Source organism: Gimesia panareensis, assembly GCF_007748155.1.
Classification (GTDB): domain Bacteria; phylum Planctomycetota; class Planctomycetia; order Planctomycetales; family Planctomycetaceae; genus Gimesia; species Gimesia panareensis.
Window position 1 is genome coordinate 2739948 of record NZ_CP037421.1, and the last position, 15868, is coordinate 2755815.

A 15868-nucleotide genomic window follows, 5' to 3' on the forward strand; every position below is an offset into this window, starting at 1 on the left:
GGACTGAGCAACCTAGGGCGATCCTCCGGAGTAACATCATCCGGAAATCTTCTGGAGACATTCCGTCGATGTTGGAATTTTCATAAAGCGACTTATCAGCGCGTCGCTTGTCTTCGATTAATGGAATGGGATCACGTCCCGAAATGATCATCACTTTTCGTCCTCCACAAATGGTCCTTTTTGCCAATGTGGAGCGTACTCATTGAAAAGGGGTTCGGAGAAAAGCCATCCAGGGTAGGGGGCCGGCTCACCCTGGTCGAGATGATCAGGGACCGTTTTAGCAGGGACGGGAATGACAGCTGGAGCCGGCTTTCGCTCGTATCGCTCGAAGATGTTACAGCCGCTTATTGCGACGGATACGAGCAGCAGTCCGCCAACGAGCAAACTGCGATTGAACAGCTGGTTCATTTCGATTCGTCGCATCCTGCTGGAACCTTTCAACCTCTTCGAGCCGTTCAGATTCGTCGCTGTGCTTTTTCTTAGTCCAGAAAAACAGCAGCTCGAATATAACGGCGATGATACGCAGGAGGCCGCTCATCAATTGCTGGAGATCTTGTCGATCTTGTGACCGATCGTAGTCAGCCCCAGAGCACCGCCAATCATCAACAGCGCTTCCTGAGTGGGCATCTCGCCCAGGAGAATTCCGCAGACGGCGTAGACGACGGTAAGGGCAGCGACAACATAAGTCTTCTTACCGTTGAGGGGGAGTTTATCCAGCATTGATCCGGCTTCCTTGCCTGGTACAGAAATGATATAAAGCGGAGTCGCATCCATGCTCGTCCGCTCATTGAATTACCGAAACTTCATCTGATCCATCATTCTGCTTCGGCTTCTTCGCAAATCGATTTAAATTACGGGTGGTACCGCGTGTTCAAGTCAAGGGCAGAATATGGCGAGCAGTAAAAAGTGGGTGAAGTTTCAGATAGATATCGATGAATGGTGGGCTCTAACTCGATACGCCGCCTCACATAAACGATCTGTGAGGAATGTCGCTGCAAATCACTTCGCCCCGCTCCTTAGAGAACTGAAAAAGGAGTATCCGCGGGAACCGCAGCAACCGAATGAAAATCCGGATTCTGTAGCGTAATTGTACACCTAAATACAGAATCTGCCCGTCTGAGCCCCTGAGAGGCCCTGTATCGCGTCGCTGCCTTGTAACGTCCGGTAGGCCTTAAATGAAAAGATATCGCGAAATAGGGGCCGTCCATTAATGATTTTCGCCAGGAGAGAGCAATGATCGTGCGATCGATGCTGGAAAACCCAGATCAGCCGTTTGATTACTTCAACGATTACAAAGACACGATTTGCTGGCTTTCCCGTCAGTTTTTGACGGGAACGGATCAGGAAATAGACCAGGCCGTCTACGCGATCCGGCTTCTGAGGAGGGGCCATGCAGAATGGCTCAGCAAGTGGAACAAAACGTCCGGGTAATACACATTACCCGGACATCATCTAACTAAAAGCCTCATTCAGGACGACCGTATTTCTCATACGCGACTTCGCGTGCTTTGGTAAAAGTTCCCCATCTATCCACGTAAGGCTTAGCCGAAAATTTACCGTGAGAATTCATTCGCCTGTCTGAAGGTGGCCTACCAAACTGTTGATGTAAGCGGATAATCTCAAAAAGAAGCTCATCATCAGAAAATATCGGTCCGTGAATACTCGCACCCGGTGCATAGGGAATTAATCCGGCAGCTTCGATTGCTTCGTTCCAAGTGCCAAAGTGATTTGCAACAGTTGTAAGTGCGGATACTCTGTGATGTTGATCGAAATCATGCATTGATAGCTGTTCCACCCCTAACTTTTTGGCTATCCGCTTAATCTCTTCGATAATCACTTTTTGCTTGTCTGAATATTCCGGATCCATCTGCTACTACTTTCCGTAAGATCAATTCGTGCGTGAACAAGTAAGGATTTTCCACACTTTATAGAAGAACATTTTCGGAAAGACTTGTATACATTCAGCTCCTTTAAAATATTTCGATGTCCGGGAAAACATCGTTACCCGGTCATCCCACCAGGTAGATACATCTGCTGAACGCGTTCCGCCTGGTCGGCGGTAATTTCCTCGTGTTCGTAGTTCGTGAGCTTCTCCGAGCCACTTCGACTTTGTAAAACCCAAAGACACGCCCCGCTCGAAGTAACACCGGCGAAAATCCAGAACATCGACATTTCCTCCCGTTCGACCGAGAGTGCTTTCCAGAGCCGACCAAATTCGTCGATGAAATAACGTTCCGTCGCTTCTTTGCCCCCGAACATAAACACAACCTTTAATTTGACGATGATCTTTCCGATAGACAGTTTCATGATGCCCCCTCAGTTCTGAAGATTCTGGAGACAGTATCGACTTTGACATTCGCTGAACGGGTCATGCCAACAGTTACAGATATCGCATCGATCCAAACCAAAATGATATTCCAGCTCGATCAGATGGACGTTGGTTTCTTGTCTCTTGTACCAGTCGCACAATGGCTCATCCGTTCCCTTTCTAAAATCCAAGACGGGGCCGGCCCATTCCGGCCCCGTCGACCAGCTGCGGGAGTGGCACGATCACGATCGATTATCCACTCCCTGTCGAACGGCCCACCTAAACGCGTTAACTCGGTGGGCTTTCAGGTGTTTTTTCATCCCCTGATTTCTCCTCTAATAGTCTTTTCCTGCAGAATGCTAGATTTAGAGCTGCCTGGGAAAAGTTAAGAGCATGGGATGAGCCAATATTCATCGTGGTACAGTGATTTGCCAAGTTCTTAATGGCTTTGTCAATTTCTTCTAAAATCTCTTTGTCCATTGGGTTCTACCTCCAATCAGTTTCACCGTGTTTTATCAAACGAACAGTCACGGCACCTGCTCGCCGGGAAATATCAACGTGATATCTCCGAAAATGTCCGGGTAATCGCCGTTACCCGGACATTCTGTTTCGACAAAATCGGGCGAACCGTCTGGAGAACGCGGTTTCCATCTCTTTGAACTTTTCACCGGCTTCCAGCCCTCTCAGTTCGGATCCATCCTGAAACTGAATATAGGCGTCATCATCGACGCCGTGTCCACAGCAGGCATTCCGGACGCCGGGTAGCGTACCGAGGCAGCCGTCATGACCTTCAGGAGTATTTTCGTCACCACACCAACCGCAGGGACGATCTTTCCATTCCTCAACAGGCTGACCCGTATCCACATAGATCCAGATTCCCTGGTCCTGGTTGTAACAGATCGCGTGTCCTCTCCATTTCGCACTGGCCGTCATCATTCCCCCTCGTACAGTTGGATATTGCGGTCCTTTGGTCTGACATCGCTTAAATGAGTCGCGAACAGCAGCATCTTCAAATCATAGTAGCTGCTGAGAAGAGTGCCGTTGTAACCTTTCGGTAGTGCCTGCCCCTTTTGTGACCGCTGGTAAATCATGACTGGGACCATGCCCCGCATCTCAATTCGATAGATCGAATAATCACCGTGGACTTCCGGATTGAAAACAGTGTTGAGTTTGACCAGGTCGCCAACGTGGATGTGCTTGCCGTTGATGTCACATAAGCCAGTAGGCGGCCCGGCCGGTTTCGGATCAGCTTTGATTGCCATCTATCATCCCCTCGATTAAAAAGTGTTCAAAAAATCCCTCGAGAACTCGTACAGTGAACCGTTCACGATGTCCGGGAAATTGCTATTACCCGGTCATTAATTCTGCCCATGCGAAATCCCGGCCCAGGCCGGGGACCGCTGGGTAAGCCTTGACTTTGTATTTGTATGGTCTCGATGCATCGTCGAACGCGTACCGAAATTCACGCCGAGCTGTCACAGCATCGATTGCCGTGCAATCCCACGTTTCCTTTTCTCCCGTCTCTTTGTGAACCGCTTTGACGGTCCAGTGGTTTTCTCCAAGAAAGTGCTTCCCGCCCCTGTAGATTGATTCCATTTCAATCGCCAGCCTATGCAGGTCAGGATCAACTTTTGCGAGTCGCTGAATTTCAGTCTGTCTCATAGCTGGGCAAAAGAAGCACGCCGACTTCGGCGGGATCGGCAGGCCAGCAGCTGCTATAACTTCCCGGCATTTAGACCGATCAAATCCGAATTCGCGTAATGGGTAACTGATTTTGTATCTATCCCTGAACTTTGGGATGCCAGCTTCATTGCAGATAGAGAAATTACCAACCGCATAAGTACCGCCGTTTTTCATTCGATGCCCTTCAGTCGCATCGAAGCCGATACACTTTGTAACTTGCTGACCTGATAACCAGGCACCGCGCAATGTCGGTTGCCGGATTCAGTAAGGCTCCTGTGCTTCAATCTTCCATTTTACAGAGCAGGACTTCATTCCGAAGGCGATACCAGGCATGGTCTCATTAGCGACCATGTTGCCGTAAATGCCGGCAAAACGACTGATATCAACCTCAGTAATGGATTGCAGGTCAAGCCGCTCAACGACCATCCTCGCCGCCTGTGCGTATTTCTGATGCGTTTTCGGTCGCGGCTGGTACTTGCAGATCACCGGAGCGGGATAGCCTCGATCAGTTAGCCAGTTTGTAAAAATCGGAATGAAGTCATAAGTCCCGATCTGTTCGCCTCGTTCAGGATCGGGACGCCGCTTCTCTCCGCCGTGATCAGCAAAGGTAATCAGGTCGATTGGCACGCCGCGTCGGACGTGCTCAATGATCCCTGCCGTGGAATCCCATCCGGCCCCCCAACACCATGCAATCGGACTAGTTTTTGAAACCATTACAAAACCTCTTTAATTATAATGACCGGGTAATTAGCGTTACCCGGACTTCGTTATAAATCTTGCCCGGTTGCCTTCTTGAAAATGGCCTTTCCCAGTTCAAGCCGTTTTTTAAACTCGGGTGTACCTGGTGTATTGTCAGGTCCGAGAAATTCATCAGGTGGCATTTTGATTGCGTTGAACACTACATCGAGTGTCCCCTTTTCGAATCCCGCCCGGTATTTCAACATCGCTTCAGGCTTGCCATCCTCAATGTCACTGAGGATTTTTTCCAAAGACCTTTTCAAGTAATATTGAATCCCGCTCATTGCACAGAGAGCCAGTTTCAATTCATCTTCCGTCACTGGCTGGCATTCCTTGACGGCGATAATAATTTCGTTTGTTGATCTCATTTCGTCCCTTTCTGCTATGCCCTGGAAATCGCTTCTGCTCCACAAGTGCATCTGTGGAACACTAGTCGTTGATAGTGGTAATGGTTTGCAGGACAGCAGGGCGCGTGATGTAAATCATCCCGTGATTGCAGCCTGCACATCCTTCTTATGATCCAGACCACCCACCGCCACCGCGCCTTTACCATGGGGAGCCTCATGTAGCTAATGTAAATCTCACACAGACGAAACCGGCAGAGCCAGATCAGCAGTTTCCTATCCTTGTCACGTATCATCACACCCCTTTCAATGTCTGGGAAATAACGGTTACCCGGACTTTGTTTAATACCGCTCAATTGTGATGGCACGAATCGAACTACCATGCAGCTCGAATACGCGTTCCAGGGAGCCCGTCAATTCTTCGCGTTTGAAAAGACAGCGTGGAAGTTGCCGACCCGGAGTGTCATGAAATGCATAGTTTTCCTTGTCGAGATAACCAGTTTCTTCGACTCCGGATTTTTTGTTGTAGTAGATCACGTGAATGTAATAATGGTCTGGCACGCGTCACGCTCCTTTCTCAGCTAGCAGCAGCTCATTGAGCAGCTGAGAAATCAACCGAACGGATTCCATGACGCTATTCATTCCCGCCAAGAATTCATCAATCGAGAATGCGGTTACGAATGGAACTTTCTGTTCGCACTCAACCATTCCTGCCATGACTCGGTAATCCATATCGCCACAGGTAAGAGTCACCATTTTGGAATTGACCTGTGAGATCTCAACGTAGCCGACCTCGTACTGGTCTAATATCTGTTGAACTTTGTCTCTCAACTCCAGCACTGACATAAAAACTCCTTTTCATTTTTGATCGTGACAACCGGTAACGACGCTCCCGGTTATGGGGTAGGATTCAATTTCGGCTGTTCGAAACAGGTACCTTTCCAGGCCATGTTTTTAATTCGAGTCAGCCCCGAAACCGACCAGCGATCAACAATCATTTTGTTGACTTTCTCCCAGTCGGTTTGATAGCTCGATCGCAGGGCCAGTGCGTATGTCTGTGCAATCTGTCTCTGATTTAGGCCCTGTTTGATTTCGTTTTCGATTACGCTTTCCACGTTGCAGATTTCAGCGGGCACGGTATCAACTCCTTTCAAACGTAAGTGAATTCAATCCGAGTGACCGGCGTCGCCGGCACGACTTTAAACTTCTTGCAGAAACAGCTCACGAACTCAGGCCCGGACAGTTGCGGCCAGCCTTCGAGCTCCGCTTCGCGTCGACCGTAATCGGGATCCCGTTCCATTTTGCTCAAGGCTTCCCGGCGAACTGAGACGACGCGAATCACGCGAGTCGTGACGCCCAGATCTCCCTGAACTTTCACGGCCGCTTTCATGAGCGTACCTGGCTGCAGGTCGCGATGTCCGAACGTCCGCCGCACGTGGTTCGTGATCTGTTTCCCTGGATGAATCGAAACCGTGGAGTGGATCGCGATCATGGGCATCTTCCAGGCTCGATCGAGTGACTCGACGCCAGCTTCATCCAGGCACATCGCTCCCTCGGCGATCGCCCGATCGCGTTGCCGTTGGTTCAGCAGGTAATGCGGGATCGTGATTCCCTTGACCTTGTAAACGGATCCGGGCAGACCGATCTCCGTCGCAAACTCGTGCAGGACATCGAGCGACGTTTCAGGATCGACGAACAGGTGACTCTCCCCGTCGTACAGATCCACGTAAACCGCAGCTGCCAACGGTTGCTGATCCGGAGGTTCTGTTTCAAATGATTCGAACGCGTCAAATAATGATTGTTGTTTGAGCACGGCGTCCCCTCCTAATTCGCTGAAGGCTGCTTGGATTTTTCGTCTCTGGTCGATGCCTTGACCGCTTCTGAAGTTGCTTCAAAAGTGTTTTTGATGGTCTCCATCTGCATCGCAAACAGCGGATGTGGAGCACACTTCACCAGCCGGCCGGCGACGGTACCCATGTGTTCCAGCAGCTTACATAGATCGCCAGAGGAAATATAAATTTCTCCGTCCAATGTGGTGGTGGTCTGAATCTTTCCCTGAACTAGTTTGTGAAAGGGGAAGCTTGATCGTTTCATGTTGAACTCCTGATTGAATAAAGACATTCCGATTTAAATCGGTTGCTGATCTCTCAGCTTCCGGACCTTGTAAGTTTTCACCAGGACGCCTGGTGTGGCTGGCCGGCGATAGGATCGCCCTTTGACGAACAGCGTCGCGGACTGGCCGTAGCCGTAATTGCGATTAACCTCGACGGCTTCGATGTAAACGCGCTTTCCAACCTGGAACGCGTAGCGAAACTCAAAGATGCCTTTGTGTCCGAGCCGGCGTTTGTCCCGATAGATGGGACCTCCGGACACGCGAAACTGGTCGCCTTCCTTCAGCTCGCCCCGCTCGCTGTAGCGGAACGTTTTTTTCATCGCTTGAATCATCGTCTTACCTCTGATCTGCGAACGCAGGTCCGTCAGCGTTCGCAGAGTCCAGGTGATCCAGGCAATCCGTTTGCCTGGCTTTCAGTGATTTCAATATTTCAGTTCGCCAGAAACCCGCCTCGCAATGCGCGTCCGGATTACGGGCGATCGCCTGGGCAACTGGCGTCAGGCAGTGTTCGGTAACGTAGGCCCGCAGCTGGTCGCGAGTCATCCCGTCCAGGACAGGGCCGAACTCAGACTCCAGCCGCTGGCGTTCAGCCTGGTCCTGGCGTTTGCGTTCCTCCCGCTCCTGTTCGGTCCTGGCTTTTTTAGTCTGCTGAACTTTCAGCTTTTTACGGGCCTGCTGTTTGAGATACTCCTCGGATTCTTCCGGCCAGCCCTGAGTAGGATCCCGACCCGGACGCGCCTCGGAGATCTTCGTGAAAATCGCACCGGCGCCATAGGCTCCCGGCTTTGAGCGGGCATAAGCGAACAGCGGTAGGATATCGGCCGGCGTACAATCGTTCGCCTGGGCCGCAGCTACGGCCTTGCCTGGTCGTCCTACCCCAAACTCAGAAATTAAAATTTCCTCCACCTCCCTCCACGTAGGGTTATTAATCTCACTAGGAGGAGGAGGATTAATAAGTTTAGGGTTAATAGAGGCCTGATCATGGTGATCAGGGGGGGGGTGATCACTGTGATCAGGGGGGTGATCATGGTGATCAGGGCTCTGATCATGATGATCACTCGCTGTTTTAACGACTTGCGTCGATTCGTATTCCAGATCAGGAGCTGGAGTTTCGGAATCGACGGCCTCTGAATCATCCGGAACAGGAGCCGGATCTGTCAGGGGTTCGCCATCGTTAACGATCGCATCCAGATTCGACCAGACGATTTTGTAGGAGTTCGCCTGGCGACCGTAACAGGAGACGGTCTCTGTTTTGATCAGCAGCTGGTGATCGATCAGATCAGCGATCGCCCGGCGTACGGTCGGGACGCTCATCCCGTCGTACTTGGCGATCTGTTTGTGTGAGAGGCTGACTTCATCGGCGTCCCTGGCGTATTGCCAGTGCCGCTCCTGGATCGCCCGCAGCACGCGTGTCATACGCGGATGCGGGAGGAAGGGAGCCACCTCTCTCAAAATGAACAGCTTATTGCCGTGCGTGAAATTCAGCCGGCCTTGTTGCTTTTCCGTCATCGGACAATCCTTGTTCCGGTCTCTAAGCAGCGTTTGCTAATTGTTCCTCAATTCGCTTCCGGACTTCATCGCGATCGACGGGGATCTCTTTGGGGGCATCGATGCCAATCCGGAGTTTGTCTCCTCTGATTTCAACGATGGTGATCACGATGTTTTCACCAATTACAATCCGTTCGTTTTTCTTTCTGCTCAGTACAAGCATGACGATTCCTTTCAGTAGGGTTTTAAAAAACAGAGATAACGTGACTTACTCAGTCACGGTGAAATTTTCGAAGCCTTCGACCTTGATGATCTCTCTGATCCCGGCCGATCGATAGCCGGAGGGAATGACGGCTTTTTCGCGTGCTTCATCTTCGGAAGGGGCCATTACGGTAACGAATTTGTTGGACGGTTCGCCCATGGGACCGCCGATTTTGACGCAAAGAATCTCGTACTCACGATCGGAAGCATTCTCCTGGACGCGGGATAGCCTGGTCGCAGCAGACAGGTTTTTCAGTTCATCCCGCGTCAAATCGGGAATCTCCGGTAGTGGTTGCCAGGCAATGACATCGTCAAGATAAACGAAAGCCTGCTCTACCTCGGAGTATCTAATGAAGCCGGAAGGCAGGTATCGAAGTGCTTGCTTCACAACAGTCCGCTTTGCATTGATTTTAAGTTCAAGCGCGCCACCATTGGGTCTTGCAGAGTAGGGAGCGACATATGTTGCAACGCTGAGGATTTCAATAAATCGCCCGTCCAACTGGTCGGTAAATACCAGTACGTCCTGAAAATGCCGGGGACATTCCATCGCAGCCATCACCCATTGAGATCGTTGTTCCTGTCGAGATTCTTTTCGTAACATGGTGCTGCCTTTCAAATGGTGGAAGCGATTTTTCACTTCCGGAGTTTTTAAAAATGACTTCCAGATTGGGGAAACGAAATACGCCCGCCGACCGAGCTGGTCGACGGGCGCAGTAGGGACACCAGTGCCTTAACTGGATGAAAAACACGACGCGTGTCGGCGCTGGTTTGTGCTGAATGAGTAAACCAGTTAATGCGCGTGACGATCAGGGTTAACGACCTGCGCGTCGTGTCGAATAAGAAAGCGGAGCGGCTGCTTACCCCATTGCAACAAACAAACAGCCGGAGGCGACACGCCTGCTCTCCGCATGAGAGAAAAACCCGAGCGGACTCCCGCAGAGATCCACTCGGGCCAGACAAACCGAACAGGGGCCAGCGTCCGGATTGTGCTGAATATGTTATTCCAGAATCGACCAGAACGATTCTGGTTGTTTTAGATTCTCGATCGCCTTGATAACTTCGGGACCGGGATTGTGATAATATTCCTCGTTGACCCCGCTGCCGCCATGACCGAGCACCCACTTGCCGGCGTTCGCTCCAGGATTGGCCGCGTTCAGGAGTGAATTGCAGGTCTTTCGCAGATCCTGAAACGTGAAGTGTTCCCGGATTCCGGACGCATTTAGGATTTTCTTCCACTCCTTGTAAAGCGAGCGGTTGCATTTGGTCATTTGCAAAACGGTCTCCTCTGGTCTCTGACCGTGATACAGTGCTTCGAAATGCAGACCAACAAGTTCCTGGAACGGAATGCCCTGTAGCTTGGATCGCTTCTGAGAAACGAATGAGATCCGCTGATATTGGAGATCCACATTCAACCAGCAGAGCCGACGAAAGACATCCTGCGATCTGGGACCACAGTTGTAAAAAATGACCAGAGCCGTTTGCCAGATCAGGGCAGGGGACTCGACCTTCTTCGGCCAGGTAGCCACCTTGCAGGCATAATAGACCGCGTTCATTTCGTCTTCGGTAATGAGCCGGGGAATTTTGCGGGGCGCACTTTTGGGAGGCGACATATAGGGAATTCGATCGATCAGATCTTCCCCAAGTGGGTTCCTGTCGGCCGGTGGACCGACGCGCCGCAGAATGCGACGGAGATGTCTCCAGTATTTTTTGATGGACTCGGGGGAATAGCCTTCCAGTTGAAAGCTCTTTTTGAATTTCCGCAGTAGATCGTTGGTAATCTCTGCGATGGGAGGATTGTTTGTCCTGGTCTCCCAATGGTTGATCGTAGTCATGTACACGGAGAGTGTACCCTTTTGTTCTTCCGGATCCATGTCCGGAAAAACGTACTCGAAAAAGCAATCTCTGACAGTGAGGCGAAACTTGGGCTCGTAACCCTGGTGGACTAACTGTGAGGGGAATTTGATAACTGAAGAAATCATATTTCCAAGTCTCCAAAATGAGTTGATCTCGCTCATGCGGGAAACTGGCGCCTGTAAACCATCCCCCGTCCTCAATCCATTGTGCCTCCGTGTGAGCTGTAGTTGTTAGCTCCTGAAACGTGAATAAACAAACGCGATCCTTCTCGGGGATCACTATCCAGATCTTCGACAATAAAGCCAATCGAAAACGCATGCTTTCTCTCTCCCACGACTGAATGTGCGTACCTTTATCGCAACGATATCAGTCGTGTTTTTTTGGAGGGTTGAGAAAAGCGGACCGGTTGATCAGCACGCGCAGCGCGTACCGATCAACCGGCTGTATTAGTTCTCGAAGATTGGCAGCACGCCGAAGAAGAACCCCGCATGAAACTCAACTCTCCCGATCGGCACATGCCCCGTATGACAAGGGCCGACCTTACTTAATCAATTTTGGAATTGACGTTCGTAAGGTCTCGATCGTTCAAGCTGAGATAAACGGCTGGAAGCGAGTGGTGAGAAGGCTCACGGAACGTCATACTTTACTGTGCGGGAGTCAGTTTGCGCATGGGGAAATCGAATTGTCAAGCAAGATTGGAAAAAAATCAGAAATGAAGTACGATTCGCTACGTACCAAATCACCCGTTTTGGAAAGGAATGAAGCGATGGGAGAAGTTCTCGACAATAAGAATGTCGAAACAAAAACTGGCTGGCTGAGTAAATTTCTCTCTGTATTTATAGCGCCAGACTATAAAAAAGATACAGAATGGAAAGAGTCTGAAGAATGGTACAAGATAGTTGAAAAGAATATTCTAGAAACAGAAGATGTTGACTCAAAAGCAATCGAAGAGCGCAGAGATATCGGCTATTACCTGAACTATGCACGTGAGAGATATGAAGAAGAGAATGCTGCCTTCAATGATTTAGATTCAAAAGCTGATCGAGTCCTGGCATTTTCCGGATCAATGGCTGCAGCCATTTTTGTGATCATCAGAACGACTGATTCTGATTTTGGAAAATGCCTCGCGTTTTCCTATGCCATGTTTTTAATTGCGATGATTTTGTTGCTAATACTCCGCTGGCCTAAACCGATCCAGTCTCCACATAAAGTGATGCTTTTCCTGGATGAACAATCAGAATACACGGATACGGTTCTTAAATTGAAAATCATCGCCAGCTATCATTGTTCAACGATTGCGCATCGGATTATTAATAGCTGGAAAGCAGAAGTTCTCATTAAAGCAAACATTCTGCTTTGCCTGGGAATCGTGTTTCTTTTTATCGGCTTATTAATCACTCAGTGATCTATTCCGACTCACCAGTCGGCTTCTTCTTCTTGCCGTCATCTCCCGAACTTGCATTCAGATCATTTTTTTGTGGCCTTGCAGGTCCTCGGTCACCGTAACCTGGAATATTTATGTGACCTGGTCCAGCCGACTGACCTAGACCGAAATGGTCATCATTTCTGATGAGGCGCTCAAAGTCTTCAGGGGACAGGCCTTCTTTTTCGGCCAATGACTTAAGAATGCGCATAGATTCAGGATCTAGCATGGTAATTCCGTTCTCCCATTAGAGTAGAAAATCCTCCGTGAGATCTCCGGCCATCCATGCCCAGCAGATCAGCTGTCCGTAAAATTAATCCGGATGCAGAAAATAAAAAAAGCCGGAGCGAGAGAAGTTTGCACAAAAAGTATGACGCTCAACAGCGATCTCAGAGGGTCGCTGTTTCTTCATTCAGTTTCTTCCCCCACTCCGGCTTAATTCGTTTTGCTACGAGGACATATAGTCCTCGTAGCAAAATTCAAAAACGCCTTGTTTTAAAGGCTGAGTGGGCACGGGCGGGATCGAACCGCCGACACCAGGATTTTCAGTCCTGTGCTCTACCAACTGAGCTACATGCCCTTCGTTTCCGCTTTGAATTTACCGGCGTTAACTCCCTGTGAATTCATCGCTTAATGGAAGCGAGATGGAAATATAAGCCATTCCGCGATCAGTTTCAAGCATAACCACTGTTTCTGATTCAGGAATCGTCAGTTTTCCCGGAGAAGTGGATCTGGCTCTACAAATACCGACAGTTTCACAGCTTATGTGGTTCGGGTTAGAGCCGATTTAACGGTCGAAACGGTTCAAACCTGACCGTCAAACAGTTCCGAGGTCAGATCGATCTCATCTTTTCCAGGGGTGGGCAGTGCCTGATCGATTTCCAGATCGCTCTGCTTGAGATCAATGATCATGTCCGGATTCTCCAGATCCGCATTTTTCCCATCCGCGGTCTGGATGATCTGCACGATCGGACTGGTGTAATGATCCCCGTTTCGGCGGATCACCCGGGCCGCACTCCCGTCCGTCAGTGTGACGAAACTCCCCACCGGAAACAGCGAAAGCAAATTCAGCAGCGCCCGCATGGGAGAAGAATCGATCGTTTTCTCGTTCGTCATCCGCAGCATGTATTCCATGGCCGCATAAGGCATCAGGGCAGGGCGGTCCTCCCGGGAACTGGTCAATGAAACATACCAATGCGCCACATTCAGAATCCGGGCGAACAGGTGGATCATATTTTGTGATCGTTGCCGTGGATAACCTTCACCGTTCGGTTGTTCGTGCACCTGGTAGCAGACCACAGGCACGATACTTGGAATTCCAGCAATCTCTTCCAGCATTTCCAGGGAAAAGATCGGATGTTTCCGCATCTCCATCAGTTCCAGCGGCTCCAGACGCCGACGCCATTTGCCGATTTTCTCCTGGACTTTGACCATCCCCCAGTCATGGACCAGGCCACACAGCCCGATAGTACGAATGTTGCCTTCATCCAGATTCAATTCCGCACCAATGGCCATTCCCAACAGTGACATCTGCAGACAGTGTTGCGACAGGGTTTCATCCGAACCGGCTTCCATAGCGACGGAAATGACACAATCAGCATCGGAAGTCAATTGAGTCAGGTAATTGGCAGCGATACCGGCAATTTCTGATCCGCTCGGCCGGCTCCCTTTGAGTGCGCCCCGCATCATGTTATCCAGCGACTCGCCAAAGGCCTGCTGCTGATCAAACAGGTTTTCCCGGTGCTCCTTGTCATACCCTTTACAGCCATGCACCACCATCGAATCGCGGAGCGCAGGGCCGGTGTTGGCGACAAACATCGAACCCGATTCGATCAGCCGGTCCAGCTTTTCGGTCAGTTCCGTCGAAAAGATTCCCGGACTGGCCCCCTCAATCAGCGGATTGCCGGCCAGGGCATTCAGACTGACGGTTGATGCATCTTCGTTGTGGATCTCCACATGATCCTGTTTGCGATCACGCAGCAGTTCCTTAAAGCGGGAAGTGATCACCGCACCTTCCGCCAGTAACAGAACTCCATGCGCATCGTAGATCGGATTCTGAATCGTACGGCCCACGATCAGATCTTCCACGCGAATCGCAACGGTTTCCTCTTGCTCCGCTGCATCACAGGCAGTGAGTTCGGGGTTATCTTGAATTTCTGTAGTCATAACACAAGCCTGAAGACATAACTGTTTTTATGAGACCTGACAGCCCAGAGCACCTGAAAGAGCCGTCTGACAAACCATTTGTCATCCAGAAGGAGAGCCTCAAATAAAATGTACGTCAGAATCACGAGCGTCCCGGCTCAGGAGGGAAATCGGATGCAAAATCTGATGCAGGTGATGACGGTCGTCGGGATTATGCCGCCCTGTCTGAAATTCCCTCAGGGATTTCCCCGTTAACAGATATGCATCACAGGCTTAAGTAGCGTTTCGATCTGGTTCAGAATTTCCGCTTCACTGGCCTGTTGTGTGGAAATCAGTGCACGCAGCGGGAGCGGCGTTCCGTCAAATCGGTACAGGGAACCCGCAGCATGAATGCCGGAGATTCCGGTGGGAATATAGACTTCCGGCTGAAGGTCGACCAGGGGAACCGGGCCGACATGAATCAGGGGAATCTGCTGTAGACGCTGAATCGCCTGATCTGAAAGGCCCGTCAACGGATCCTCGCCAATCAGCAGACAGAGATCCGCTTCCCCCTGTTCCAGCATTTTCACAGTGGAATATTCGCAGGGAGAAAAACGGGGATAGCCGGCTGCAAAATTCACAGCTGCCGCATAGCCAGTCTGCCAGGCCAGCACCGGTTCGGCCCCTTTCGTTGCACCGGCCGCAGGGACATTGATGGTATGACACCGGCGTTCGGCCTGTATCTCGCGGGCCAGCAGCGAGAGTGCTTCCAGCTTGCGATGGAACAGTCGCTCATCCGGAGAGGCAGGACCGAAAAAGATCACAATATAACTGCTCTGCTGCATCAGGGCGGCCAGTGATGCCAGTTCCCCGGCTGTCGTGCCCTCCAGGGCCACCCCTTTGAGCAGCGCCCGCAAACGCCAGAGGATTTCGAATTCATCCTCGACAGACACCGTTAGCGAAAGATCGACTCCCCTGCTGTCGCCGGGCAACTCCGAACCGACCGTCACAATTTTCCGTGGAACCGGTTCTCCCGGAGGAACCAGGCTCTGCTGATGATGCGCATTGAACCGCAGGTTTTCCGCGTTCCAGTAGATAATCAGATCCGCGCGACTGCGGACTTCACCCAGGGTACAGTTCGCTTCTCCGACCTGCTGCAGAGCACGCGTGGCGGCAGAGGCACCACTGTCAATTGTCGCTCCCGTCAGATCCGCCAGGCTGATGGCAGCACGCTGCGCGTCCACCGCAGACTGCCCCATCCCGCAGAGCAGGGGAGACTGCGCTTCCTGAATCAGACCTGCAGCCCGGGCAATCGCGGCTTCTCTCGAGGCATCAATGCCCTTGATCAGGGGTTGCTGTTTTTCGGTCTGGCGGGATTGCGCAAACCACGCCTGCCCCTGGGGACAGGTGGTCTGCACGTCAATTATCTGTTGACCATCTGTGGTAACCTGAATGTGATCGCAGACGCAACAACAACCGGCACAGGTCACATCTTCAATCACGTTTTTCACAGACAGTCTCCGCCAGCAGCT

At 50.9% G+C, this 15868-nt stretch carries 24 protein-coding genes and 1 tRNA gene; 3 read left to right on the forward strand and 22 right to left on the reverse strand.

The genetic code is table 11. The annotated features are described in order from the left end of the window. The first annotated feature begins 292 nt into the window (after positions 1-292). Positions 293-568 (forward strand): hypothetical protein, encoded by a 276-nt coding sequence (locus Enr10x_RS10265; RefSeq protein ID WP_145448979.1) that lies wholly within the window; start codon positions 293-295, stop codon positions 566-568. Here the strand turns inward: Enr10x_RS10265 and Enr10x_RS10270 are convergent. After that, complete coding sequence (locus Enr10x_RS10270; protein WP_145448980.1) at positions 538-774, reverse strand: hypothetical protein; 237 nt, start codon at positions 772-774, stop codon at positions 538-540. The two genes, Enr10x_RS10265 and Enr10x_RS10270, sit on opposite strands and share 31 nt — an antisense overlap. A 459-nt stretch (positions 775-1233) precedes the next feature. On the opposite strand from Enr10x_RS10270, the gene Enr10x_RS10275 reads away from it, so the two are divergent. Beyond that, positions 1234-1431, forward strand: a complete 198-nt coding sequence (locus tag Enr10x_RS10275) for a hypothetical protein (protein ID WP_145448981.1) — start codon at positions 1234-1236, stop codon at positions 1429-1431. 34 nt (positions 1432-1465) lie between these two features. Here the strand turns inward: Enr10x_RS10275 and Enr10x_RS10280 are convergent, their stop codons facing one another. The 17 genes from Enr10x_RS10280 to Enr10x_RS10360 form a co-directional block, all read right to left on the reverse strand. Next, positions 1466-1867 (reverse strand): homing endonuclease associated repeat-containing protein, encoded by a 402-nt coding sequence (locus Enr10x_RS10280; RefSeq protein WP_145448982.1) that lies wholly within the window; start codon positions 1865-1867, stop codon positions 1466-1468. Between the two features lie 134 nt (positions 1868-2001). Continuing rightward, positions 2002-2307 carry a hypothetical protein gene (locus Enr10x_RS10285; RefSeq protein WP_145448983.1) on the reverse strand — a complete coding sequence of 102 codons (306 nt, stop codon included), beginning with the start codon at positions 2305-2307 and terminating at the stop codon, positions 2002-2004. 592 nt (positions 2308-2899) lie between these two features. Continuing rightward, the gene (locus Enr10x_RS10290) at positions 2900-3244 is read right to left on the reverse strand and encodes a hypothetical protein (RefSeq protein ID WP_197997557.1); all 345 of its coding nucleotides are present in this window, start codon (positions 3242-3244) and stop codon (positions 2900-2902) included. Continuing rightward, positions 3241-3570: a hypothetical protein gene (locus Enr10x_RS10295; RefSeq protein WP_145448984.1), complete on the reverse strand. Its 330-nt coding sequence runs from the start codon at positions 3568-3570 to the stop codon at positions 3241-3243. The genes Enr10x_RS10290 and Enr10x_RS10295 overlap by 4 nt, the downstream gene beginning before the upstream one ends. 85 nt (positions 3571-3655) lie before the next feature. Next, positions 3656-4165, reverse strand: a complete 510-nt coding sequence (locus Enr10x_RS10300) for a hypothetical protein (protein WP_145448985.1) — start codon at positions 4163-4165, stop codon at positions 3656-3658. Between the two features lie 87 nt (positions 4166-4252). Then, complete coding sequence (locus Enr10x_RS10305; protein WP_145448986.1) at positions 4253-4705, reverse strand: hypothetical protein; 453 nt, start codon at positions 4703-4705, stop codon at positions 4253-4255. 53 nt (positions 4706-4758) lie between these two features. Further along, on the reverse strand, positions 4759-5097 hold the full coding sequence (locus Enr10x_RS10310) for a hypothetical protein (RefSeq protein ID WP_145448987.1): 339 nt from the start codon (positions 5095-5097) through the stop codon (positions 4759-4761). Positions 5098-5415: 318 nt separating this feature from the next. Next, the gene (locus Enr10x_RS10315) at positions 5416-5634 is read right to left on the reverse strand and encodes a hypothetical protein (protein ID WP_145448988.1); all 219 of its coding nucleotides are present in this window, start codon (positions 5632-5634) and stop codon (positions 5416-5418) included. Positions 5635-5637: 3 nt separating this feature from the next. Next, positions 5638-5919: a hypothetical protein gene (locus Enr10x_RS10320; RefSeq protein ID WP_145448989.1), complete on the reverse strand. Its 282-nt coding sequence runs from the start codon at positions 5917-5919 to the stop codon at positions 5638-5640. A gap of 50 nt (positions 5920-5969) precedes the next feature. Then, positions 5970-6209, reverse strand: coding sequence for a hypothetical protein (locus Enr10x_RS10325; RefSeq protein ID WP_145448990.1), 240 nt, complete (start codon positions 6207-6209; stop codon positions 5970-5972). Between the two features lie 14 nt (positions 6210-6223). After that, entirely contained in the window at positions 6224-6886 is a 663-nt protein-coding gene (locus tag Enr10x_RS10330; RefSeq protein WP_197997558.1) for a DUF4031 domain-containing protein, read from the reverse strand. 11 nt (positions 6887-6897) lie between these two features. Continuing rightward, on the reverse strand, positions 6898-7167 hold the full coding sequence (locus Enr10x_RS10335) for a hypothetical protein (RefSeq protein ID WP_145440206.1): 270 nt from the start codon (positions 7165-7167) through the stop codon (positions 6898-6900). Between the two features lie 33 nt (positions 7168-7200). Beyond that, positions 7201-7518 carry a hypothetical protein gene (locus tag Enr10x_RS10340; protein ID WP_145448992.1) on the reverse strand — a complete coding sequence of 106 codons (318 nt, stop codon included), beginning with the start codon at positions 7516-7518 and terminating at the stop codon, positions 7201-7203. A 4-nt stretch (positions 7519-7522) separates the two neighbouring features. After that, positions 7523-8695 (reverse strand): hypothetical protein, encoded by a 1173-nt coding sequence (locus tag Enr10x_RS10345; RefSeq protein ID WP_145448993.1) that lies wholly within the window; start codon positions 8693-8695, stop codon positions 7523-7525. Between the two features lie 22 nt (positions 8696-8717). After that, positions 8718-8897: a carbon storage regulator gene (locus tag Enr10x_RS10350; RefSeq protein WP_145448994.1), complete on the reverse strand. Its 180-nt coding sequence runs from the start codon at positions 8895-8897 to the stop codon at positions 8718-8720. A 45-nt stretch (positions 8898-8942) separates the two neighbouring features. Further along, the gene (locus Enr10x_RS10355; RefSeq protein ID WP_145448995.1) at positions 8943-9536 is read right to left on the reverse strand and encodes a hypothetical protein; all 594 of its coding nucleotides are present in this window, start codon (positions 9534-9536) and stop codon (positions 8943-8945) included. A gap of 397 nt (positions 9537-9933) precedes the next feature. Then, positions 9934-10950 carry a tyrosine-type recombinase/integrase gene (locus tag Enr10x_RS10360; RefSeq protein WP_145448996.1) on the reverse strand — a complete coding sequence of 339 codons (1017 nt, stop codon included), beginning with the start codon at positions 10948-10950 and terminating at the stop codon, positions 9934-9936. Positions 10951-11249: 299 nt separating this feature from the next. Here Enr10x_RS10360 and Enr10x_RS10365 point away from each other — a divergent pair, with 299 nt between their 5' ends. Beyond that, positions 11250-12194, forward strand: coding sequence for a hypothetical protein (locus Enr10x_RS10365; protein WP_145448997.1), 945 nt, complete (start codon positions 11250-11252; stop codon positions 12192-12194). A 1-nt stretch (position 12195) separates the two neighbouring features. On the opposite strand, the gene Enr10x_RS10370 is transcribed toward Enr10x_RS10365, so the two are convergent. The 4 genes from Enr10x_RS10370 to Enr10x_RS10385 all read right to left on the reverse strand — a co-directional run bounded on the left by Enr10x_RS10370 (position 12196) and on the right by Enr10x_RS10385 (position 15847). Then, positions 12196-12441: a hypothetical protein gene (locus tag Enr10x_RS10370; protein WP_145448998.1), complete on the reverse strand. Its 246-nt coding sequence runs from the start codon at positions 12439-12441 to the stop codon at positions 12196-12198. A gap of 278 nt (positions 12442-12719) precedes the next feature. Further along, positions 12720-12792: transfer RNA gene (locus Enr10x_RS10375), tRNA-Phe, on the reverse strand. A 224-nt stretch (positions 12793-13016) separates the two neighbouring features. Further along, on the reverse strand, positions 13017-14378 hold the full coding sequence (locus Enr10x_RS10380) for an HD-GYP domain-containing protein (RefSeq protein ID WP_145448999.1): 1362 nt from the start codon (positions 14376-14378) through the stop codon (positions 13017-13019). A 230-nt stretch (positions 14379-14608) separates the two neighbouring features. Further along, positions 14609-15847: a hypothetical protein gene (locus Enr10x_RS10385; protein WP_145108331.1), complete on the reverse strand. Its 1239-nt coding sequence runs from the start codon at positions 15845-15847 to the stop codon at positions 14609-14611. Between the last annotated feature and the right edge of the window lie 21 nt (positions 15848-15868).